Raw genomic sequence first — 20,685 nt, forward strand, 5'->3', positions numbered from 1 at the left:
GCTAGCGGACCACGCTCACGGCAGGGTCCAGTGCTGGTTGGCGGTGCCGGCGCAGTCCCAGATCTGGACCTGGGTGCCGGACCCGCCGTAACCCGTGTCGTCCAGGCACTTGTTGGACTGCGGGTTGTAGAGCGACCCGTTCGACTGCGGGATCCACACCTGGGCCGCAGTGTTGTTGCAGTCGTAGAGGTCGACGGTGGTGCCGTTCGCCGTCCCACCACCGTTGATGTCGAGGCACTTCCCGAGCACGTGCAGGGTCGTCCCGGCCTGGACGAAGGTCCACTGCTGCGCCGGGGTGCCGTTGCAGGTGTAGACCTGGACCGGGTTGAAGTTGGCCGTGCTCGCCGCGCGGTCGTCCAGGCAGAGCCCGTTGTAGCCGACCACCGCTCCGCCACCGCCTCCACCGCCGCCCCCGCCCCCGCCGCCACCACCGCTGCCGGTGGTGGTGTACGCGGCGACGTAGCCGACGCTCATCGTCGCACCGGAGCTGGTGGCGGAGGTCGGCGTGGTGCAGCCGCACACGCCGTTGGGGAAGCCGCCGCCCATGGCCAGGTCGAAGATGATGGACAGGTTGTGGTCGAAGGCCTGCTGCCAGGTGGCGGTGCCGACCTGTGCCTCCGTCACCGAGAAGTACTGCGCGCCGTCGAGGTAGAAGGTGACCGACTCGGCGGAGGCGTTGGTCCGGTCGAGGATCATCGAGTAGGTGTGGAAACCGGTCTGGCAGCCCGAGCAGTTCTGCAGGCCGCTGCCGATCCCGTTGCCCTCGTTGCAGGGCCCGCCGGGGTAGGTGCCGCAGTGGATCGTCCCCGCCACCTGGGAGCGGGCGTTGACGTCCTCCATGATGTCGATCTCGCCGTTCTCGGGCCACTGCCCCGGGCCGAGCATCCAGAACGCGGGCCAGTAGCCGAGTCCCGAGCCCGGGTTCGGCTGCTGGATCGACGCGGTGACCTGCAGTTTGCCGCCGGCCGGGGCTCCGACGTTGGCGCTGGTGGTCTGGATCCTTCCCGAGGTCCAGTTCCCGCCGTTGTTGAGGGCGGTGATGTCCAGGTGGCCGCTGCCGTCCAGGTGGACGTTGGCGGAGGAGTTCGTCATGGTCTCGATCTCGCCGGTGCCGAAGTTGGATCCGGGGCCGGTGTCGAACATCCACTTCGACGCGTTGGGCGCGCTGCCCGACCCGCCGGAGAAGTCGTCGCTGAACACCGTGGTCCAACCGGCGGGCGCGCCCGGCACGCTCACCGCCCCGACGTCGGCGGGGAAGGCGAGCAGCAGCCCGAAGACGGCGAGGACCGCCGTCGTCAGCCTGACCATGAGCCGGGCGCGCCACCGGGCGCGCGGGCGTGGGGGTGCACAGATCATCTACGGCTCCCTGTTCGTGGGGGGTGGGAGGACAGCCGTGATCACGCGCGCAGTGACGCCGTGGAGCGTGCCGCCACTGAGGGATGCGCCGCGTCTCCGCGGTTCACCGAAGACTGTCCCGTGCTGACCCGCTCACGTCAACACCTGTGGTCAAACCAGGTCGCCGCTGCGACGCGCCGTGAACTCTTGAACACAGTCCGCCCTTTCCCCTGAACGGGAAGTGGCGGACCGTCACCGAGGCGCGACGGGTTCGAGGCCTCGGGTCAGACCAGGATGACGGGGTTGGTCAACGCGACGACGTGCCCGTCGGCACGGCGAACCTCAAGGCGGACGAACGCCGAGTCCCGCACCGACGTGTGCCACTCCACCACGCCTGCCCCGCCGGCGGGAACGGACCCGCCGTGGACCATGCCGCGATCGGTGTGGAAGCTCACCGCCCCCGACGGGACGCCACGGATCTCCGCCCGCACCCCGACCTGCCTGCCATGCGTCGAGAGCCGTTCCCCGACCCCGGCGCCGCGGCCGTCGACGGCGGCGGTGAACGACACGTCCACCTCGCGCGACCCTGCGATCCAGCAGCGGCCGGCCCGCAGTCCCGCCAGGATCGCCCGTGTGCTCAGCTCCTCGGCGAAGACCACGGTGTGGGGAACGCCGATCTGCCCTTCCAGATGGGTGTCGCTGTTGCCCACCGCGGACCTCCACGCGCCCGCCCGGATGTCCGCCGCGAGGCTCCGCCCCCACTCCGCCAGGGTGGCCTCGTTGTCGGCGTTCCACGGCCGGTCCGAGTTCCACAGACCGTTCCACACCTCGACCGCGTCGAAGCTCTGGAGGGGGAACATGAAGTCCCCGGAGGGGTAGGGCGCATGCGGGTGCGCGGCCACGCACAGGCCTCCCACTCCGTGGACCTGATCGGTGCACTCGTCGATCAGCCCGTCGTCGGCCTGGTGGTTCCAGTCGACGACCTGTCCGGGTTCGATTCCGAGGGCGAGCCAGTGCCCGGTCTTCGTCGTCACTTCCTCACCGAGGACGATCAAGAGGTCGTCCCCCGCCGGTTGCTCCCACACCCCAGGGGCTGCGGCGGCGTTGTGCTCGGTGGTCGCGATGAAGTCGAGCCCGGCGGTGCGCGCCCGATGTGCCAGCTCGCCGGGTGTGAGCTCTCCGTCCGAGTGCACCGAGTGAACATGGCAGTCCCCGCGGTACCAGCCCGCCCCACGCCCTCGTGCCCGCACGGGCGGGAATCCCGGGATCGACAAGGTGCTCCCCCTCATTCGCCTTTCGAGCGAACGCACCGGCGGATCACGCGGTTCCATGCCGCCTCGTCGCATCAGTCCGGGGACGGAAGCGGCTCACGGTCGGCGAAGGCCCGCAGCAGTTGTCGTTCGGCGTCGGCGAGGTAGACCGAGAGCAGGAGTTCTGACTGCTGGGCGTCCCGGGCCTCCAGGGCGGTCAGGAGTTCGCGGTTGCGGGTGAGGTAGGGCGCGTGGAAGCGCCAGGGGTCGCCCATGGCGTGGAAGGCCAGGCGCAGTTCGGCGTGGACGCGGAGCATGAAGTCCGCCAGGCGCGGTGATCCGGACAGCCGGACGATGCCGTGGTGGAAGTGCAGATCGGCGGTGGCGACATCGGGCCAGCGCTGCTCGGCTGCCGCCTGCTCGCCCTCCTCCACGGCTGCGCGGATCTCCTCGATCGTCCGGTCGGGGGCGCCGGCCACCTCCCGTACGGCCGCGCCCTCCACCAGTCGCCGCAGCCGGTACAGCTCTGCCACGTCCTCGCCGTTCAAGGTCCGCACGAAGACGCCCCGGTTCAACTCGTGTTCCAGCAGCCGCTCATGGGTGAGCAGCCGGAAGGCCTCGCGCAGGGTGTTGCGGGACACGCCAAGGGCCGTCCCGACGGCTTCCTCGGACAGCCGTGTTCCGGGCGGGATGTCACCCTCGGTCACTCGCCGGCGAAGCACGCCGGCCACCCGCTCGGCGGTGCTGCCGCGACCGAGCAGGTCTTTGTCCCTCTCCAGTCCGGCAACCCACGGGCTGGGTGCGCTGGCGCTCATCCGTCCTCCTCGACTTTCGTTGAACAAAAGCTACCCCCATCTGCCCGGCAGGGGAATCAAGGGGATCAGAATGCCCGGACTCATGGGGATGACCTCTTGATGGATCGTTGAACAATCTCTACCTTGTGGAGCCAGAACCTCGTGGAGGACGGAGACCGGCATGGGCACGGACGAAGCGAACGCCGTACGGAGCCGATCGGGCCCACGGCGCCCCACGGCAGGGACGCTCGTCCGACGGCTGGGTACCGCCGCGGCGAGCGCCGCGGGCGCGTGCGGATTATGGGCGGTCGTGCGCCTGGTCGCACGGACCTCCTTCTTCCGGCATGCCGAGTGGATCGATCTCCTGGGCGTGCTGGTGCTCCTCGGCGCCTGCTGCCTTCCCGGTCGCTTCTTCTCCGTGCGGTGGATCCTGGGCGTGCTGTGTCTGCTGGCGGTGCTGGTCCTCCAGAGGTCCGAGCTGGACCAGCAGGCGTTGCACACGCACGGTCGCGTCGAACACGTCACGGTGCTGGGGATCGGGGAGATCTCGGACGGCATGAGCGGCGGGTCCACCGAGGTCTACACCGTCTCCGTCCTCGACGGCCCACCGTTGGACCCGGTCCGGGGCGGCGCTCCCGGCGCCTGGCACTGGGCGGTGGGTGGCACCTACGAGGTGACCGTCGACCCGCGTGGGCTGGCTTCGGCCGAGCGCGGCGGCGTCCCCGGCCCTCCGGTGCTGCAGCAGGCCTGCCAGGTCCCGCTCGTGCTCGCCCTGGCCGGGGCCCTGTGGCGACCGGCGCAGCGTCGCCTTCACCGCTGCCGCTCCGCCGAGCGGGGCCTTGAGGGACTGATGCGCTGATGACGGGTGAGAGCGTGCACGGCCGGTCCGACAACCCGGGCGTCGAGGGTTCCGACCCTGAAGCCGGCGCCGTGGACGCGAACCTCCTTGATCCGGCGTTCCTGGTGCACGCCGACCCCGAGGCGGTGCTCGACCGCCTGGATGCCGCCACCGGGCCGACCGAGCGGCTGGCGTCAGCGGTGTACCGGGCGTCGGCGCACCTGCACCGGGAGGCGGACCCAGGGGTGCGTCGGCAGCTGCTGGCGCTGGACGCCGCCCGCTACGGGGCACCGGAGCTGTCGGCGCGGATCACCGCCGTGCCGGTCGACGACGGTGCGGACGGACGATGGGAGGTGGCCTGGGCCACCGGCAGCACGGTCGACCACCGCTTCCTCCGGGCGCTGATCGGCCACACCGAGCGCGTACGGCAGGTGGCGACGGGGATGCTCGGGGGCCGCACGGTCGCCGTCACCTGCAGCAGCGACGACCGCACGGTGCGGGTGTGGGACCTGGCCGCCGGGCGTCCCATCGGCGAACTCCTGATCGGCCAGGACGGCCAGGACGGCGAGGTCTGCGCGATCGCGACAGCCGCGGTGCGGGGCTGCCCGGTCGTCTTCGGCGGCAGCCGGGACGGAGCCGTACAGATCTGGGACCTGACCACCGGACGCCCCGTCAGCGCACCCCTCACGGGCCACACCGAAGTCGTCACAGCGGTGGCGACCATGGTGTCGGACGGGCGCCCGCTCGGCGTCAGCGGCAGCCGGGACGGGACCGTGAGGGTCTGGGACCTGAACACAGGCCGCCCGGCCGGCGAGCCCCTCTCCCGCGGCCACGGCCCGGTGGAGGCGCTGGCGACGGGGATCGTGGACGGCCGCCCGGTCGCCGTCGCCGGCAACTGGGACGGGACCTTGCAGGTGTGGGACCCGGTCACCGGTCTCCCGGTGGGCGAACCGCTGACCGGTCACAGCGCCGGGGTGTGGGCTTTGGCCACTGCGGTGGTGGACGGTTGTCCGGTGGCTGTCAGCGGGGGCCGGGACGGGACGGTGCGGACGTGGGGTCTCACCACCGGGCGCCCGTTCAGCGAACCCCTCACCGGCGACCCCGACGGGGCGCAGGCCTTGGCCACCGGGTCGGTGCGAGGTCGTCCTGTCGTGGTCGGTGGTGGCCGGGACGGGAGGGTGCGGGTGTGGGACCTCGCCACCGGGCGCCCCGTCGGCGGACCGATGGCCGGCCATGTCGACGGGGTGTGGGCGGCGGCCACCGCGGAGGTGAACGGTCGTCAGGTCGTGGTCACCGGCGGCAACGAGGACGGAGAAGTGCGCGTCTGGGACCTGACGCCCGGTCGCCCCGTCGGCGCCCCGCGCATCGGTCACACCGACGTCGGGCGAGCCGTCGCCGACGCGGTGGTCGGCGGCCGCACCGTCGCGGTCACCAGCAGCCGGGACGGGGTGGTGCGGGTGTGGGACCTGGCCACCGGCCGGCCCGTCGGCGAGCCCGTCCGCCACCCCCAGGTCGTGCAGGCGCTGGCCACCGCCGAGGTGGACGGCCGCACGGTCGTCCTCACCAGCCGCTGGGAGGGAACCGTCCTGGTGTGGGACCTGGCCACCGGCGCACCCTTCGGGGAGCCCCTCGACGGCCACACCGGACCGGTCCGGTCACTGGCGACGACGCTGCCGGCGGGAACGCCGGTGGCCCTCGCCGGTGGTAGGGACGGGACGGTACGGGTGTGGGACCTGACCACCGGACGCCCGGCCTCTCCGCCCTTCACCGGCCACTACGGCGCGGTGGGGTCGGTGGCGACCGCAGTGGTGCGCGGTCGCCCCGTCGCGGTCACCGGGAGCTGGGACACGACGGTCCGGGTCTGGGACCTGGCCACCGGACGCCAGGTCGGCGAACCGCTCACCGGCGTCATCGGCTTGGTCAGGGCGACGCCGATGGTGGTGGCGACCGCGGTGGTGGACGGCGGCCCGGTCGCCGTGACCGGGGGCCCGGACGGGACGGTGCGCATGTGGGACCTCGGCGCCGGCCGCCCCCTCCGCACCCTCCTCACCAGCGAGACCGACGAGATACTCGCGGTGACGACGGGAGCGGCGCACGGCCGTCCGGTCGCCGTCGCAGGCAGCCGGAACGGGACCGTGCGGGTCTGGGACCTGACCACCGGTCACCCCGTCGGGCATCCCCAGGCCTTTCCTGGCCCCGTCCACGCGCTGAAACTCACCCCGCATGGCCGGCTGGTGGTGGCCTTCGGTTGGGAGGTCGCCGTCCTGACCCCGATGACGCGGCCCGGCCTCCGGCCCACGCCCTCGCCACCCGCACCCGCCTCGTCCTGAACCGGCTCGTCCTCACCGTGGCGGGGTTCTCCCGGGGCGGCCGGGCTCACGGCCTGAACCGTGCGATCGGCGTGCCGGCCCGGGACGAACCCCGCTGGCGCCGTGTCGGCTCGAGGTGACGTCAGCCGCGCGGCAACTGCTCCGCGAGGACGGACGGGAGGCCGGTCCAGTCGGAGGAGACGAAGGAGGCGTGGTCGGCGGCCAGCTTGGCGACGCGGGCGGCGGCGTCCGCGGCGGAGGGGGTGGTGTCGGAGATGGCCGGGTTGACGTTCTGGGCGTCGGTCATGACCAGGAGGTAGTGGTTGGTGTCGTACCAGGAGGTGTCGATGCCGCCGTCGACGAAGGCGTGGGCGTCGCCGTCGAAGACGACGAACCACGGGCGGAGCGTGCTGTCGCCGTAGCGGGTGCGGGGGTCGCCGGAGGCGGCGCCGAGGACGGAGGGGAAGATCTCCGCCTGGCCCAGCTGGCCGGCCGACTTGAGGGCGGAGAGGTGCTGGGCGTACTCGGTGTCGGTCCAGAGGTGGTCGAAGGGGTTGTTCATCTCGACGGTGCCGGGGATCGCCTCGATGACCACCTTGCCCGCCAGGGAGGCGCGGCTCGGCCAGTTGCCGGCGCGGGCGGCGGCGTCGAGCGAGGCGTAGCCGCCGAGGAGGTCGGCCGGGCGGTAGACGTCGCTGCCGAGGTGGGTGCGGATCAGCGTGTCGAGCTGGGTCGGACCGAGGCCGACGGTGGCGTCGAAGCCCGCCTTCATCTCCAGCTTGATCATGATCGGCGGGTGGCCGGGGTGCGCGGCGAGCCAGATCCGGATGTCGTCGAGGCAGCTGCCCAGGTCCTTGTTGGCCCCGCCCTTGTAGAGGTCCGCGGCGGAGGCGGCGTCGACGCAGTTGTTGGAGTTGCCGAGCGGGTTGGTGTGGCTGACCTTCCACTCGTGCGTGATCGGGTCGACCCAGGTGTCCAGCTCGACCAGCGAGGTGCCGGAGTCCAGCGCCTGGGCCAGGAAGGGGAAGGCCGCCGTGTCGTTGTACGTGTTGTGCAGCCCGACGGAGCTGCCGCCGGCCAGCGAGAGCGCGCCGGTGTCGGTGGCGGCGGCCGAGCCGCTGGTGACGGCCAGCGGCAGCAGACAGGCTCCGGCGGCGAGGGCGAGCGACAGGGCACGGCGCGAGACGGACATCGGACCTCCGGGAACGGGCAGGGGGTGGACGTCCGTCGAAGGTATCGGCCATCAATGGCGAGGACATGACCAATCGCGGAACTCGCCGCATCGCGCGCGCGGTCACTGCCGGGCGGCGAGCCCGCCCCCGGCTACCATGCACCCATGGCCACCTGGGACGACGTCCGCCGATGCGCACTGGCCCTGCCCGGCACCAGCGAGAGGCCCTCGCGCGACCACGCGCACTGGTGGGTCGGCGGCAAGGGCTTCGTCTGGGAGCGGCCGCTGCGCCGATCCGACCTCGACGCGCTGGGCCTCCAGGCGCAGGAGGGGCCTGTGCTGGGCGCCAGGGTGGCGGACGAGGGCGTCAAAGCCGCGCTGATCAGCGGCGATCCCGACGTCTACTTCACCACGCCGCACTTCGACGGCTACCCGGCCGTGCTCGTGCGGCTCGACGCGATCGACGCGACGCAGCTGCGGGAGCTGATCACGGAGGCCTGGCTCACGCGCGCGCCGAAGCGGCTCGCCGCCGAGCATGTCGGCGACGCGGACAAGCGTCCGTGAGCCGCCCGGCGTTGAGCCGTCGTGTGTGAACGCAGTCTGCGGGTGCGGGGCCGGACGGCGGGACGCGAGGGGGATGGGCGTCCCGCCGTCCGGAGCGTGGGTCAGTTCCAGCGGCTGCGGCGGCGGCGCGGCTCTTCCTGCTCCAGCTCCAGCTCCGGAGCCGGCAGCGCGGCGACCTTGAGGGCGCGGGCGAGCTCGACGACCTCGTCGACGGGCCGGTTCAGCGCGGCGACCTGGAGCGCCTGCGACAGCGCACCGGACTGCTGGCCGCCCAGGGCCGCCACCAGCTGCACCACCTCGTCGATCGGCCGGCTCAGCACGGCGACCCGCAGGATGTCCTGACCGCGCGACAGCTGCTCCCCGCGCAGGGCGGCCAGCAGCTGCGAGAGTTCGTCGACCGGACGCCCGGCCGCTATGGCGCTGGCGGGGCTGGGGGTGGGGATCTCCCCGCCGGAGTCCAGCAGCTCGAAGAGCCTGGCCACCTCCTCCACCGGCCGTCCGGCCACGGCGATGTGGACGAGCGAGGCGGCCCAGTCCGCGCCGGGTTGGGGCGAGGGTTCCGTCTCCGCCGGAGGTCGGTCCGTGGCGGCGGAGCCGCCATCGGCCTTGGTCGTCCCGGAACCGAAGGCCCCGGACACGTCGGGGGCCTCGGGGGCGGTCGTTATGATCGAGATTGCGCGTGCCACGGTACGACTCCAGTGCTGTTTCTGCCTTGATCACAGGCGACCGCGCCGAGGGGACGGGCGACCGCCGCGTGCGCGGCCTCTCACCACGCCTGACCAGCGTCCCCGTCCCTCTCGCGGACCAACCACCCCGGAGCGCCATGTGGGGGAACGGCGTTGCCAAAGCTTTGCGCCGATCGCGCGCCGCGGACGCCCCCGCGGCGCGCGCCACGGGCCTGCCGCCGGGCCGGGAACGCCGGTCGCCGCAGCGCTCAGTAGCGGCTGTTCATCGCCGTACGCACCTCGTCCAGCGTGGCCTCGGCGACGGCTCCGGCCCGCTCGTTGCCGGCCCGCAGCACCGCGCGCAGGTAGCCGCGGTCCCGCGCCAGCTCGGCCCGGCGGGCCCGGATCGGGGCGAGGAAGCCGTTGACGGCCTCGGTCACCAGGCGCTTGAGCGCCGCCGCGCCCGCCGAACCGATCTCGTGCGCCACCTCCACGGGGTCGCGGTCCAGACACAGGGCGGCGAGCAGCACCAGCGAGGACACCTCGGGTCGGCCCTGCGGGTCGTAGGTGATGTTCCGGTCGATGTCCGTCCTGGCGCCCGCGAGGAGCCGCGCTGTCTCGTCCGCGTCGGCGGCGAGGGCGATCGCGTTGCCGCGGCTCTTGCTCATCTTGGCGCCGTCGGTCCCCAGCAGCAGCGGCGCCGCCGACAGCAGCGCCTCCGGCTCCGGGAAGAGGGGTGAACCCGGCTCGGTGTAGCGGTTGTTGAAGCGCCGGGCGACGGTGCGGGTGACTTCGAGGTGCGGCAGCTGGTCCTGCCCGACGGGCACCACGTCGGCCTTGCAGAACAGGATGTCGGCGGCCTGGTGCACGGGGTAGGTGAACATCAGTCCGCTGACGGAGGCCTGGCGGGAGTGGCTGATCTCGTCCTTCACCGTCGGGTTGCGACGCAGCTCGCCGACGGAGACCAGGCTCAGGAAGGGCAGCAGCAACTGGTTCAGGGCCGGGATCGCGCTGTGCGTGAAGATCGTGGCCCGCTCGGGGTCGATCCCGACAGCGAGGTAGTCGAGCAGCAGTTCCTCGACGTGGCCGGGCAGGTCGTCGGCCACGTCCCGGTCGGTCAGCACCTGGTAGTCGGCGATCACCACGAAGAGATCCGCGCCGCGTGCCTGCAGCCGCACACGGTTGTCGAGGGTGCCGAAGTAGTGGCCGAGGTGCAGTCGGCCGGTGGGCCGGTCCCCGGTCAGCACGCGGACGGCGGGCCGGGTGGTCGAGACGGTCGCGGGGGCCGGTGCGGTGGCGGCGAAGGCGGCCGGGGCGGCGGTGAGAGTGGTCATCGGGTGCTCCTGATCGGTTCGGGAGGTGGCGGGCCGCGTCGCGAACGGACCGCGGATCCACCCCGAGCCGGGGAACACCGAAGGGCCGTCCGAGACGAACGGCCCTTGGCATGCGTGAGGTCGGCCGCTCCTAGGAGGAGCGCCACCAGCTCAGGCACGAAAGTCGATGCATACCGCAAGAGTAGCGCGTCGCCCTCGGTGGCGTCAGGGGACGGCTCGGCGCACGCGGAGGTGCAGGCCGCCCGGCCCGCGTGCACGCTGGAACCCGGTGACAGGGGGCGCAGCAGGCCGAAGGCCGGAGAGGTGAGTCATGGCAGGCGAAGCGGTCTCGATCGACGTCGTGTCGGTGCTGAAGCCCGACGACCTGAACGTGGTCGTCGGGCAGTCCCACTTCATCAAGACCGTGGAGGATCTGCACGAGGCCCTGGTGGGCGTGAGCCCGCATCTGCGCTTCGGGCTGGCCTTCTGCGAGGCCTCCGGCCCGCGCCTGGTCCGCCGCTCAGGCAACGACCCGGAGCTGACCACCCTGGCCGCGGCGAACGCGACCGCGATCGGCGCCGGCCACTGTTTCGTGGTGCTGCTGCGCGAGGGCTTTCCGGTGAACATCCTGAACGCCGTCAAGGCCGTCCCCGAGGTCTGCGGCGTCTTCTGCGCCACCGCCAATCCCGTCCAGGTCCTCGTCGCCGTCACGGCGGCGGGCCGGGGCGTGATCGGCGTCGTCGACGGCGCGCCGCCGCTGGGCGAGGAGACCGAGCAGGACGTCGCCGACCGCAGGCAGCTGCTGCGCACCATCGGCTACAAGCTCTGATCCCCCCGCCGCGCCCCCGCGACGGGGAGGGCGTCACGGAGCGGGGTCGGGCAGGTGGTCGCTGAGCCAGGTCAGCGCGGGCGGCAGCAGCCGGACCCAGGTGGTGAAGTTGTGGCCCCCGCTGGGCACCGTCGCCTCGGCGACCGTGGTGGGCGGACGGACCAGGGCCGCGAAGGCCTGCCCCTCCGCGTAGGCGCCGCCGTCCTGCTTGCTGCTGGCGAGCATCAACGAGACCGGTGGCGGCGGCAGATGGAGCAGCCGCCAGTTGAGGTCCGCCTCGTCGCGGCGCAGCGCGCTGCCGCCGAAGAGGTCTCCGGTGGTGATGTCGTGGGCGGCCTTGAAGTATCCGGAGAGCGAGGCGGCGGTGGTGTAGAGGGCGGGGTTGCGCATGGCCAGCTTGAGCGCGCAGTAGCCGCCGGTCGAGTCGCCGATCGCGCCCCAGCCGCGACCGCCGGTCTGCACCCGGTACGAGCCGGCGACGTCCGTCGGGACGTCCGCGGTGAAGTAGGTCTCCGCCTGGGGACCGCCGGGGACGTCCTCGCACTCGCTGTCCCTCGGCATGGAGGGCGAGGGCCGCATCAGCACCAGGATCATCGGCTTGATCTTCTGCTGCTGGATCAGGCCGAGGGCGATCGAGGGGTACTGGAGCTTGGTGACCAGGTTCTTGGCGTCGCCGGGGAACCCGGTCATGGCGACGACCACCGGGAACCGGTCCTTGGCGTGGGCGGGCTGGAAGTACTGCGGCGGGAGGTAGACGTATCCGTCGGTGGTGAGACCGCTGACGGCGCCAGGGATCCTGACCCGCTCCAGCCGGCCCGCCCGCTCGGGCGGGTCGACCCCGATCCCGGCCGTGCCGACGGTCTCCGTGCCCAGCACCTGCACCGCGCCGCGGGCCGGGGTCTCGGCCGCGCCGTGGACGCTGCCGGGCTGTGCGCCCAGCGCGACCGAGGCCGGCCCCGCGCGGCCGGTGCCGAGCAGGTCGGACCAGCTGCTGTAGAACGAGAAGTAGTTGTTCGCCAGCAGGGCCAGCGTGCACACCAGTGCCAGCTGGGTGGCCACGATCGTGCCGAGACGCCCCAGAACGGACCGCCAGCCGCGTCCGGCGAGCCGCGGCCACACCCAGACCGTGGCGGCCACCAGCAGCACGGTGAGCACGACGGAGAGGGCCAGGGTCCCTCCCCCGGTCAGTCCCATGCTGTGCCTCCCTCCCCCCGTCGACCGGGCTCAGCTCGGACGGCTGCGCTTCGGCAGTCGGGCGACGACGGCGTCGTAGGAGTCGTCGACGGCGGCCAGGAGTTCGTCGTCGGGGATCGGGCCGCCCAGCGCCAGGCTGTTCCAACCGTAACGGCCGATGTAGGCGCTGGCCGAGGCCGCCTCCGGGTAGCGCAGCAGCCACTCGTCCGCGGTGTCCCGGTCGGGTCCGCACTTGAGCCCGACCGAGGCCGCCCGCTCGGGCCCGCGCGGGGCGGATCCGAGGAACGCGAAGATCTTGTCCCCCACCTTGACCACCAGATCCCCCTCCCATGGCTCGTCCTGCCAGGCCCCGGGCTTGGCCAGGCAGTAGGCCTTCAGCTGCGCCCAGGTCATCGCTGCCGCGGACATCGGGACCACCTCCACGCTCCGGACTGTAGACCCCGCCGGCGCACGCGGGTACCGGGGCAGGTGCCCCGCTCGGGCGGGAGGCGTTCGAGATCACCGGCGGCACGGCCCCGGCACCTTCGGCGCCTGTGGCACGCAGCTCCGTGCGCCGACGGCTCCGTGACCGCCGCCTCAGCGGGTGGGACCCGGCGAGGACTCCGGCTCCGTCGTCACCCGGTCGAAGGAGCCCGGGCCGCGCCCGCGACGGCCCCGGTCAGTGCGGCGCAGCGGCCGGCTCCAGCACGAAGACCGGGATCCGGCGTGCGGTCTTGCGCTGGTAGTCGGCGTAGTCCGGATAGGCGGCCACGGCCCGCTCCCACCACAGCTCACGCTCTTCGCCGGACAGTTCACGCGCCGTCATGTCCTGCTTGACCGGCCCGTCCTGCAGCTCGACCCGCGGATCGGCGGTCAGGTTGTAGTACCAGACGGGGTGCTTGGGGGCGCCGCCCTGGGAGGCGACGACCGCGTAGGCGCCACCGTGTTCCACCCGCATCAGCGGCGTCTTGCGGATCCGGCCGCTCTTCGCGCCGACGGAGGTGAGCAGCACCACCGGCAGGCCGCGGATCGTCGTGCCCTTGGTCCCGCCCGACGACTCGAACAGCTCGACCTGCGCCCGGACCCAGTCCGTCGGGCTCGGCTCGTACTCTCCCTGCAGCGGCATGCGTCATGTCCTCCCGCGCGGCGATCATCCGACCCCGCCATCGTGCCGCATCCGGCCCCCGCCGGACGACCCGTTGCCCCGAACGGCGGCAGCAGCGCGCCGCCGACGGCCGCGACGACGCAGGATGACAGCATTCCCACTGCGGAGGCGGAGGTGGACGGCGTGGCCAAGGACGCCGGTGACGAGTTCGACGCCGACCTGGACGAGGAGCAGCTCGGCAGCCCGGAGGCCTGGTTCTACTGCACCCGTCATCACCGGGTGGAACAGGGCCACCAGTGCCCGGGGCGGTTCCTGCTGGGCCCCTACGACTCGGCCGAGGCGGCCGCACGGGCGCTGGAGCGGGTGAAGGAGCACAACGAGGCCTGGGACGCCCAGGACGAACCCCGCCCGGGCGGCGACGGAGGAACACCGTGAGCGAGATGTCGACCGACATGGAGCGCGACGACAAGGTGCTCTTCTTCACGATCCGCGACCCCGAACAGGCGGCTGCCGCCTTCGACGAGGTGACCGAACTGCCGACGGTGACCCGGGCCGCGCTGCTGCGCCGGGACGCCGACGGCCGGGTCAGCGTGCCGGCGGACTACGACCCGGGCGCGGGCGGTTCCATGCTGGGGTTCGGCACGGTCGGCGCGCTGCTCGGGCTGTTCGCCGGACCGCTGGGGCTGGCCGTCGGCGCGACCATCGGCCTGGGCATCGGCGCGGTGCAGGACGGCAACGACGCGGAGACCCAGACCGACGCCCTGATCGGCCTGGTGCCCTGGGTGGACCCCGAGAGCAGCCTCCTGGTCGCGGAGATGGTCGAATCCGACCCGCGCTCCGTCGACGCGATCGCGGCCCGCCATGACGCCCACCTCGACCGGGTGCCCGCCGCCCAGGCGGCGGCGGAACTCGCCCGCCTCCAGGCCGCGGCCGAGTCCCGCCCCGAGGACCCCCGGTCCTGACCCCGGAACCCGCGCGGCGGCGGGCGGCCGGTTCGGAGATCTCCGTAACGGCCGCCCGCCGCCGCGTGCTCTGGTAGACCACTCGCATGACCACCGAATGGATCAGCAGCGCGGAGGTCCACTTCCGCGCCCCCGGCCAGTTCCTCGGCGAGCAGAACGCTCCCCAGGTCCGGGCGAGCGGCGACGTCCGCCTCGTCGACGGCTGGCTGCACCTGAAGCTGCCGAACGACGGCGGCATCGTCTCGGTCCCGGCATCGGCAGTGGACCGGGTCCACTGGCGGCCCGCCACGGTCTGACGCAGGCCGCCGGGCCTACAGGATGACGGCCGACGCGATGCGGTGCCCGCACGGCTCGAAGGTGAGCGTCGGCTGCCCGGCGGTCTCCTCGAAGTGGATGTCGGTCGCAGGCTGTCCGCACTCGGGGCAGTCGGGATTCCGCCCGGCATGGTGGTGGCGCATCAGGTCGATGAAGCGGTCGGGTGTCACGTGGTGCACGGTTTCGCTGCTCACGACGCCTTCTTCACGGTTCGCTCGGCCCGGGAGCCGGTCCGGACGGGTCCGCCGATCAGGCCCTCGGCGGAGGGGGTGTTCCTGGGGTTCACGCTAAGCCCGCAGGTCACCGGCCGCGTGTCGATCAACGCGGATGGCTCGGCCGAGCCCCGAACCTGCCCGCGTCCGCCGCCCCGTGCGGAACTACGCTGGGCCGGTGACCACGATCCCCCTGCCCGGCGTCACCGTCGAACGGGCCGACGACGCGGTGGTGCGCTGCGAGGGCTGCGGCCGGCCGCTGCGCGACCCGGCGTCCCGTGCCCGCGGGCACGGCCCGGTCTGCACCGTCGTCAGGCTGCCGGAGCCGCCACGGGGCGAGCAACAGGAGACGCTGCCGGGGTTCTGATCCGCCCGACCGAGCGGAAGCCGGGAAGTGTCCCGAAGGGGAGACCGCGCGTGGCGGGGCGGCGGCGGGGCGGACGCTGCCTAGAGTGACCGGATGTGGCACGACATGTTCGTCTCCGGGATCAGTTACAGCGAGAAGGCGCTGCGCACCGTCCTGGTCTACCTCGCGCTGCTGATCCTGCTGCGGATTCTGGGTAAGCGGGGCCTGGCCCAGCTCAACACCTTCGACCTCGTGGTGATGCTGCTGCTGTCGAACGTCGTGCAGAACGCCGTGATCGGCAACGACAACTCGGTGACCGGCGGCCTGTTCGGGGCCGTGGTCCTGCTGCTCACCGATGCCCTGCTGGTCCGTCAGGGCGCGCGGTGGAGGTGGTTCGCGCGGCTGTTGGAGGGCGTTCCGACCGTCCTGGCACGCGACGGCGAGTTCGACCTCCGGGCCATGCGGCGGCAGGGCCTGACCAGGGGCGACGTCGGCGTGGCCGTGCGCAATCAGGGCGGCGACGGCATCGAGGAGACCTCGCTGGTCGTGCTCGAACCCGGCGGTTCCGTCCTCGTCCGCCTCAAGGAGGGCGACCAGGTTGCCGACAAGGACGATGTGGCCGCGCTCCGCGCCCTGCTGGAGCGGATCGAGGCGCGCCTGCGGTGAGCTCGCGTCCGTGGTGGTTCACGGGCCGGGGGCACAGCGGTACGTTCCGGGTGAGGTCGCAAGCACGATGGTGGAGGTGCAGGCAATGACGCGGCAACCGCAGGTGAGACTCCTTCGGACCTTCGGTGGGCGGGGATGACCGCGCCCGCCCCGCCGCGGCCGGGAGACTTCGCGGTCACCTCGGTCACCGGAGACGTGGGCTTCCTGATCAGTGTGGGTGAATGGCTGAACGGCTCCCGATTCGGCCACTGGGACCACGCCTTCGTCTACGTCGGCGACGACCAGCTCGTCGAGGCGGAGCCCGGCGGGGCGCGGCTGGCCCAGCTGGAGGAGTACGCGGGACGGCCGGTCGCCTGGTCGACGGGGCATGTCGCGATGACCGACGAGCAGCGCAGCGCGGTGGTGGAGGCGGCGCGGTCGTTCCTCGGGGTGCCCTACAGCGCCCGCGACTACGTGGCGCTCGCGTTGTGGCACTTCCACCTGCGGATCCCCTGGGCGCGTCACGTGATGGCGTCGCGGAGGAGCATGATCTGCAGTCAGCTGTGCGACGCGGCGCTGCTGGCGGCGGGCGTCCACCTCTTCGCGGACGGACGTGAGCCCGGCGATGTGACGCCGGCCGATCTCGCGGAGCTCATCGCCGCGTGACCGTCCGTCGACTGGCCGAATCCTCCGCATGCCTGCCGCCTCCCGCGGGCAGGTGCTGGACATGACGGAGGTCCGGAAGTCCGCGTGGCCCGAGCTCGTCGGGGTCGACGTCGAGGAAGCCGAGCAGGTGGTGCGGGCCGAGCGCCCGGATGTGGTCGTGGAGGCGCGGCTGGCGGGGATGGCCAGGGCGACGGGGTACCGGCCGGAACGCGTGCGGTTGATCTACAACGCCACCACCGGCCGCATCACCCAGGAACCCCACATCGGCTGAGCCTGGTCGGTCAGTGGCGTGTGGTGCGGATCCACCACAGCGTCGCGACCAACTCGGCGCCGACCTCCTCGCACAGCGACAGCAGGGCCCGGCCGGCCGGGGTGGCGAGCAGGCCCTGTCCGGTCGGCAGGGTCGGAAGCGCCTCATGGCAGGTGAACTCGGCGAGGAGGTTGCGCGAGCCGAGGTAGCCCAGTCCGTACCGCCCCACGGAGGGGTCGAGGCTGTCGACGTAGTGCTGGCGCGCCTGCTCGGCGGGGTGGGCGTAGAAGGCGTTCGCCACGACGCAGTCGAGATGGTCGGCGAGGCTGCGCGGGCGTTCGACCACCTGCTCGATCTCGTCGATCCCGCCTGCCGTGAGCGCCTCACCGAAGGTCAGCAGGCTTGCGATGGTCTCCAGCTGGACGAGCTCGACCGTCTCGGGGTCGACCTCGGAGCTGAAGAGCGGGGCGGCGCACAGCTCCGTGAGCGCCTCGCGGTAGGCACGGTCCGACTCCCGGTCCGGAGCGGAGGCCGCCGCCTGGAAGAGCGCTTCCAGCACCACCGGGTCGATGCCCCAGTCGGGGTCCAGCTCCATCGCGAGCAGGGGCGCCCGCAGACGCCACAGTGCCAGGGTCGCGGCGTGACGTCGTTGCTCTGGCCGCAGTGCGAGCAGTCGTTCGCTCAGTTCCACGTTCTCTCATGCCCAGGGAGGTAGTGACGGCGTTGGTCGCATTGTGGACCGTCACGGCCGGGCCCGGCGAGCCGTTCAGCCCAGGCAGATGACGAGCAGTCGCACCTTGCAGGCCGTCGGCGGTGCGGGTGTGGAGGTGGGCGACGACGTCGGCGTCGGGAGGGTGGACGGGGTGGGGAGGACGCGTCGCGTCGGGGAGGCGGAGGCGGCCGGTGGGTCGGTCGGTGACCCGCCGACGGGGTCGTCGGAGGGCGCGCCCACGGGGGCGGTCGGAACGGCGGGGGCGGTCGCCGCTCCGGACGGACTGAGGGACGCGGCGGTGCCGGTCCCCGAGGTGGTCGGCGCGGGGATGACGGCTGCGACGCCGGCCGTGTGGGTGGGCTGCCCGCCCGGCGCGGTCGGGCCGGGGAGTGTCGGCGCACCGGCGGCTCCTCCCCCGCTGCCGCCGTTGAGGGGGCCGTTCGCGTCCGGTGCCGTCAGGCCCGGTTCCGGACCGAGTCCGGCGCCAGGTCCGGAGCCGGCGAGCCCGCACAGGCCCGCGACACCGAGCCCCGCCACCAGCAGCGCCGGGACGAGCCTGTGGCCCGAGCGCGCCGGACGCGCATGGTGGGACGGTGCCGGGGCCGGGCTCCCGCGCCGCCGTTCAGGGGCGGCGGTCGGTGCCCGACGCCCGGACGCCGGTTTCGGCGGCGCGGTTGTCGGCGGCGCGGTTGTCGGCGGGGGTTCCGGGGCGCTGCTGGGCGCGGGCCTCGGCGCGAGTTCCGGCGCGGGTGCCGGGCGGGCGGGTACGGCCGGCGCGTCAGGGCCGACCGAGGGCAGTTTCGATGACGGCACGCCGCATCCGGCGCAGCTGAGTGCGCCGTTCACGTAGCGCCGACAGGACGGGCAGTACCTCATTCCTCACACGTTGCAGGTCAGCGGCCCGAACAGGGCGGAGTCCGTGAAAGTTGCAGTGGGCAACCCGGCCCGGTGCTAATCTGCGCGGGCTCCGCACTCGAACCGTTTCGCAGGAAGGACGCCGCCGTGTCGCTCGACACCGAACGGCCCGAGGAGTTCTCCCTGTTCGACCCCCGCCGGCGGGTCGACCCCTACCCGGCCTACGCCGCGCTGCACGCCGTCGGCGGCCCGGAGGCACGCCTGCGGCGCACCGCGTTCGGGCCGTGGCTGTCGCCCTCGCACGGCGTCTGCGCGCAGGTGCTGCGCGACCCGGCGTTCGGCCGCGCGGAGCAGCCGGACGACGGTCGCACCCGTTCCTTCCTCGCGCTCAACCCGCCCGACCACACGCGGCTGCGGCGGCTGGCCGCGAAGGCCTTCACGCCCCGTCTGGTCGAGGCGTTGCGCCCGCGCATCGAACGCCTCGCCGACGAGCTGCTGGACCGGGCGCTGCGCGAGCCCGAGTTCGACCTGGTGCGGGAGTTCGCGCACCCGCTGCCGGTGATCGTCATCAGCGAGCTGCTCGGCGTGCCCGCCGAGGACCGCGACCGGTTCGCCGCCTGGTCGCAGGCGCTGGCCCGGGGCATCGACCCGGAGTTCCTGCTGCCCCCGGAGACGCTCGCCGTGCTGGACGCCGCCCGCGCGGAATTCGACGGCTACTTCCGCGAGCTGGCCGCGCGCCGCCGCGCGGAGCCGGCCGCGGACCTGCTCAGCGCGCTGGTCGCGGTCTGCGACGAGGGCGAGAGCCTGTCGGAGGCGGAACTGACGGCCACCTGCACGCTGTTGCTGATCGCCGGCCACGAGACCACGGTGAACCTGATCGCCAACGGCGTGCTGGCGCTGCTGCGGCACCCGGCGGAGCTGGCCTGGTTCCGGGCGCATCCCGAGGCCGCCCCGCAGGTGGTGGAGGAACTGCTGCGCTTCGACCCGCCCGTGCAGCTGACCATGCGCACGGCCCTGCGTGACGCCGAGGTGGAGGGTCGCACCGTGGCCGCGGGCGAGCAGGTCCTGCTGCTGCTCGGTGCGGCCAACCGCGATCCGGCCGTGTTCGCCGAACCGGACCGCCTGGACCTGCGTCGCAGTGCCGAGGCCGAGCGGCATCTCGCCTTCGGCCTCGGCATCCACTTCTGTCTCGGCGCCTCGCTCGCGCGCCTCGAGGGTCAGATCGCCCTCGCGGCGTTCGCCCGCCGCGTCGCCGCGCCACGGCTGGGAGACGCGGGCCCGGTCCACCGGGAGAACCTGATCCTGCGCGGCCCGGCCGTGCTGCCGGTCCGGCACGGCTGAGGGCTCTGGCCCGCGTTCAGTCGAGCCTTGCGTCGAAGGCGAGCGAGGCGGCCAGCTCGTCGACCCGGCCGGCGGCCAGGCCGTGCGCGACGAACCAGGCGCCCACGTTGCGGACGTCGCGTTCCAGGAAGGAGCGACCGCGCGGGTTGGCGATCACGTCGACGATCTGCGGAACATCGATGATCACCAGTCGCCCGTCCTTGACCAGGATGTTGTAGGCGGACAGGTCCCCGTGGGCGAAGCCGTCGCGGGCGAGCAGCGACAGGCTGCGGCCCAGCTGCTCCCACAGGTCCTCCAGGTCGGCCTCCTCCGTCCGCAGTTGTGCCAGGCGCGGGGCGGCGGCGCCGGAGTCGTCGCCGATGAACTCCATCAGGATCTCCGTCCCCAGGATCTGCACCGGATAGGGCACGGCGGCCCCGGCCACCCAGAGGCGTGACAGCGCCGCGAACTCGGCGGCGGCCCACTGGCCGGCGATGGCCTGCTTGCCGAAGTCGCTGCGCTTGGCCATGGCCCGGCTGACCCGCGACTCCTTGTGGGAGCGGCCCTCCAGATAGCCGGAGTCGCGATGGAAGAGCCGGTGCTGACCGTCGCGGTAGCGCTTGGCGGCCATCAGGGTGCGGCGGCCGGTACCGGGTACGGCGCGTTCGACCAGGAAGACGTCGGCTTCCTTGCCGGTCTTCACGATGCCGAACTCGGTGTCGACCGCCGCGAGTTCGGTGACGACCCAGCCGGGCCGGGGCTCGGGTCCCTTTTCGGTGGGAGTGGACTGGTCCCAGGTCGACCAGCGGTCGCCCTCCGGGGGGCCGTCGTGGACGGAGTCGTCCGCCGGCGGGGCGGACGGCCCGGCGGGCCTGTCGGCGGAGAAGAAGGAGTCGTATGCGGCAGCCCAGCTGTCGCGATCGAGCTCAGTGGCGGCACCCTCGCGGGAGCGACGGGTGACGGTGCCCTTCGGGCGGGTACGGACAAAGGAATCGCTGTCGGCGAAACGCTTGCTCAAGGTAGGAATGCTCCTGCGAGGTGGCCCGCCGGAGGATG

General features: G+C 72.9%; 25 protein-coding genes. 12 read left to right on the plus strand and 13 right to left on the minus strand.

Going from position 1 to position 20,685, the window contains the following annotated elements:
- Nucleotides 1-15: 15 nt before the first annotated feature.
- The 3 genes from BS83_RS09780 to BS83_RS09790 form a co-directional block, all read right to left on the minus strand.
- The gene (locus BS83_RS09780; protein WP_084713290.1) at nucleotides 16-1,356 is read right to left on the minus strand and encodes a ricin-type beta-trefoil lectin domain protein; all 1,341 of its coding nucleotides are present in this window, start codon (nucleotides 1,354-1,356) and stop codon (nucleotides 16-18) included.
- Nucleotides 1,357-1,619: 263 nt separating this feature from the next.
- The gene (locus tag BS83_RS09785; RefSeq protein WP_198035200.1) at nucleotides 1,620-2,624 is read right to left on the minus strand and encodes a CehA/McbA family metallohydrolase; all 1,005 of its coding nucleotides are present in this window, start codon (nucleotides 2,622-2,624) and stop codon (nucleotides 1,620-1,622) included.
- Between the two features lie 56 nt (nucleotides 2,625-2,680).
- A complete protein-coding gene (locus BS83_RS09790; protein ID WP_037603438.1) occupies nucleotides 2,681-3,400 on the minus strand; it encodes a GntR family transcriptional regulator in 720 nt (239 codons plus the stop codon).
- 289 nt (nucleotides 3,401-3,689) lie between these two features.
- Between BS83_RS09790 and BS83_RS09795 the strand changes: the two genes are divergently transcribed.
- Nucleotides 3,690-4,238: a hypothetical protein gene (locus BS83_RS09795; RefSeq protein ID WP_037603439.1), complete on the plus strand. Its 549-nt coding sequence runs from the start codon at nucleotides 3,690-3,692 to the stop codon at nucleotides 4,236-4,238.
- Nucleotides 4,238-6,547 carry a WD40 repeat domain-containing protein gene (locus tag BS83_RS09800; RefSeq protein WP_051942886.1) on the plus strand — a complete coding sequence of 770 codons (2,310 nt, stop codon included), beginning with the start codon at nucleotides 4,238-4,240 and terminating at the stop codon, nucleotides 6,545-6,547. Before BS83_RS09795 ends, BS83_RS09800 begins: the two co-directional genes overlap by 1 nt.
- 121 nt (nucleotides 6,548-6,668) lie before the next feature.
- On the opposite strand, the gene BS83_RS09805 is transcribed toward BS83_RS09800, so the two are convergent.
- Nucleotides 6,669-7,718 carry a phosphatidylinositol-specific phospholipase C domain-containing protein gene (locus tag BS83_RS09805; protein WP_037603440.1) on the minus strand — a complete coding sequence of 350 codons (1,050 nt, stop codon included), beginning with the start codon at nucleotides 7,716-7,718 and terminating at the stop codon, nucleotides 6,669-6,671.
- Between the two features lie 144 nt (nucleotides 7,719-7,862).
- Between BS83_RS09805 and BS83_RS09810 the strand changes: the two genes are divergently transcribed.
- Nucleotides 7,863-8,261: an MmcQ/YjbR family DNA-binding protein gene (locus BS83_RS09810; protein ID WP_037603441.1), complete on the plus strand. Its 399-nt coding sequence runs from the start codon at nucleotides 7,863-7,865 to the stop codon at nucleotides 8,259-8,261.
- Nucleotides 8,262-8,362: 101 nt separating this feature from the next.
- Here the strand turns inward: BS83_RS09810 and BS83_RS09815 are convergent, their stop codons facing one another.
- Together BS83_RS09815 and trpS are read right to left on the minus strand one after the other, a co-directional pair.
- Complete coding sequence (locus BS83_RS09815) at nucleotides 8,363-8,947, minus strand: hypothetical protein (RefSeq protein WP_037603442.1); 585 nt, start codon at nucleotides 8,945-8,947, stop codon at nucleotides 8,363-8,365.
- Nucleotides 8,948-9,195: 248 nt separating this feature from the next.
- On the minus strand, nucleotides 9,196-10,260 hold the full coding sequence (gene trpS, locus BS83_RS09820) for a tryptophan--tRNA ligase (RefSeq protein WP_084713292.1): 1,065 nt from the start codon (nucleotides 10,258-10,260) through the stop codon (nucleotides 9,196-9,198).
- Nucleotides 10,261-10,570: 310 nt separating this feature from the next.
- Here trpS and BS83_RS09825 point away from each other — a divergent pair, with 310 nt between their 5' ends.
- Nucleotides 10,571-11,068 carry an adenosine-specific kinase gene (locus tag BS83_RS09825; RefSeq protein WP_037603443.1) on the plus strand — a complete coding sequence of 166 codons (498 nt, stop codon included), beginning with the start codon at nucleotides 10,571-10,573 and terminating at the stop codon, nucleotides 11,066-11,068.
- 33 nt (nucleotides 11,069-11,101) lie between these two features.
- Here BS83_RS09825 and BS83_RS09830 read toward each other — a convergent pair whose 3' ends face one another.
- The 3 genes from BS83_RS09830 to BS83_RS09840 all read right to left on the minus strand — a co-directional run bounded on the left by BS83_RS09830 (nucleotide 11,102) and on the right by BS83_RS09840 (nucleotide 13,367).
- Nucleotides 11,102-12,262 (minus strand): alpha/beta hydrolase, encoded by a 1,161-nt coding sequence (locus tag BS83_RS09830; RefSeq protein WP_037603444.1) that lies wholly within the window; start codon nucleotides 12,260-12,262, stop codon nucleotides 11,102-11,104.
- Between the two features lie 30 nt (nucleotides 12,263-12,292).
- Nucleotides 12,293-12,685 carry an MmcQ/YjbR family DNA-binding protein gene (locus BS83_RS09835; protein WP_232248202.1) on the minus strand — a complete coding sequence of 131 codons (393 nt, stop codon included), beginning with the start codon at nucleotides 12,683-12,685 and terminating at the stop codon, nucleotides 12,293-12,295.
- 235 nt (nucleotides 12,686-12,920) lie between these two features.
- Complete coding sequence (locus tag BS83_RS09840; protein ID WP_037603445.1) at nucleotides 12,921-13,367, minus strand: nitroreductase family deazaflavin-dependent oxidoreductase; 447 nt, start codon at nucleotides 13,365-13,367, stop codon at nucleotides 12,921-12,923.
- 42 nt (nucleotides 13,368-13,409) lie between these two features.
- On the opposite strand from BS83_RS09840, the gene BS83_RS47310 reads away from it, so the two are divergent.
- The 3 genes from BS83_RS47310 to BS83_RS09855 all read left to right on the plus strand — a co-directional run bounded on the left by BS83_RS47310 (nucleotide 13,410) and on the right by BS83_RS09855 (nucleotide 14,604).
- Nucleotides 13,410-13,781: a hypothetical protein gene (locus tag BS83_RS47310; protein WP_232248204.1), complete on the plus strand. Its 372-nt coding sequence runs from the start codon at nucleotides 13,410-13,412 to the stop codon at nucleotides 13,779-13,781.
- Entirely contained in the window at nucleotides 13,778-14,308 is a 531-nt protein-coding gene (locus BS83_RS09850) for a hypothetical protein (RefSeq protein ID WP_051942887.1), read from the plus strand. Before BS83_RS47310 ends, BS83_RS09850 begins: the two co-directional genes overlap by 4 nt.
- Before the next feature lie 86 nt (nucleotides 14,309-14,394).
- Nucleotides 14,395-14,604 (plus strand): hypothetical protein, encoded by a 210-nt coding sequence (locus BS83_RS09855; protein WP_037603446.1) that lies wholly within the window; start codon nucleotides 14,395-14,397, stop codon nucleotides 14,602-14,604.
- 15 nt (nucleotides 14,605-14,619) lie between these two features.
- Here the strand turns inward: BS83_RS09855 and BS83_RS09860 are convergent, their stop codons facing one another.
- A complete protein-coding gene (locus BS83_RS09860) occupies nucleotides 14,620-14,817 on the minus strand; it encodes a hypothetical protein (RefSeq protein ID WP_037603447.1) in 198 nt (65 codons plus the stop codon).
- A 196-nt stretch (nucleotides 14,818-15,013) separates the two neighbouring features.
- Between BS83_RS09860 and BS83_RS09865 the strand changes: the two genes are divergently transcribed.
- The 4 genes from BS83_RS09865 to BS83_RS09880 all read left to right on the plus strand — a co-directional run bounded on the left by BS83_RS09865 (nucleotide 15,014) and on the right by BS83_RS09880 (nucleotide 16,763).
- A complete protein-coding gene (locus BS83_RS09865; RefSeq protein WP_037603448.1) occupies nucleotides 15,014-15,202 on the plus strand; it encodes a DUF6011 domain-containing protein in 189 nt (62 codons plus the stop codon).
- 93 nt (nucleotides 15,203-15,295) lie between these two features.
- Entirely contained in the window at nucleotides 15,296-15,847 is a 552-nt protein-coding gene (locus tag BS83_RS09870; protein ID WP_037603449.1) for a DUF421 domain-containing protein, read from the plus strand.
- 135 nt (nucleotides 15,848-15,982) lie between these two features.
- Nucleotides 15,983-16,492 (plus strand): hypothetical protein, encoded by a 510-nt coding sequence (locus tag BS83_RS09875; protein ID WP_037603450.1) that lies wholly within the window; start codon nucleotides 15,983-15,985, stop codon nucleotides 16,490-16,492.
- A 28-nt stretch (nucleotides 16,493-16,520) separates the two neighbouring features.
- The gene (locus BS83_RS09880) at nucleotides 16,521-16,763 is read left to right on the plus strand and encodes a serine protease inhibitor (RefSeq protein WP_037603451.1); all 243 of its coding nucleotides are present in this window, start codon (nucleotides 16,521-16,523) and stop codon (nucleotides 16,761-16,763) included.
- A gap of 10 nt (nucleotides 16,764-16,773) precedes the next feature.
- Here BS83_RS09880 and BS83_RS09885 read toward each other — a convergent pair whose 3' ends face one another.
- Together BS83_RS09885 and BS83_RS49105 are read right to left on the minus strand one after the other, a co-directional pair.
- A complete protein-coding gene (locus BS83_RS09885) occupies nucleotides 16,774-17,433 on the minus strand; it encodes a hypothetical protein (RefSeq protein ID WP_037603452.1) in 660 nt (219 codons plus the stop codon).
- Nucleotides 17,434-17,508: 75 nt separating this feature from the next.
- Nucleotides 17,509-18,330 carry an SCO2400 family protein gene (locus BS83_RS49105; RefSeq protein WP_456300474.1) on the minus strand — a complete coding sequence of 274 codons (822 nt, stop codon included), beginning with the start codon at nucleotides 18,328-18,330 and terminating at the stop codon, nucleotides 17,509-17,511.
- A 126-nt stretch (nucleotides 18,331-18,456) separates the two neighbouring features.
- Between BS83_RS49105 and BS83_RS09895 the strand changes: the two genes are divergently transcribed.
- On the plus strand, nucleotides 18,457-19,650 hold the full coding sequence (locus tag BS83_RS09895) for a cytochrome P450 (RefSeq protein ID WP_037603454.1): 1,194 nt from the start codon (nucleotides 18,457-18,459) through the stop codon (nucleotides 19,648-19,650).
- 16 nt (nucleotides 19,651-19,666) lie between these two features.
- On the opposite strand, the gene BS83_RS09900 is transcribed toward BS83_RS09895, so the two are convergent.
- Nucleotides 19,667-20,647: a serine protein kinase RIO gene (locus BS83_RS09900; protein WP_037603455.1), complete on the minus strand. Its 981-nt coding sequence runs from the start codon at nucleotides 20,645-20,647 to the stop codon at nucleotides 19,667-19,669.
- Between the last annotated feature and the right edge of the window lie 38 nt (nucleotides 20,648-20,685).

It is taken from the genome of Streptacidiphilus rugosus AM-16 (assembly GCF_000744655.1).
GTDB classification, from domain to species: domain Bacteria; phylum Actinomycetota; class Actinomycetes; order Streptomycetales; family Streptomycetaceae; genus Streptacidiphilus; species Streptacidiphilus rugosus.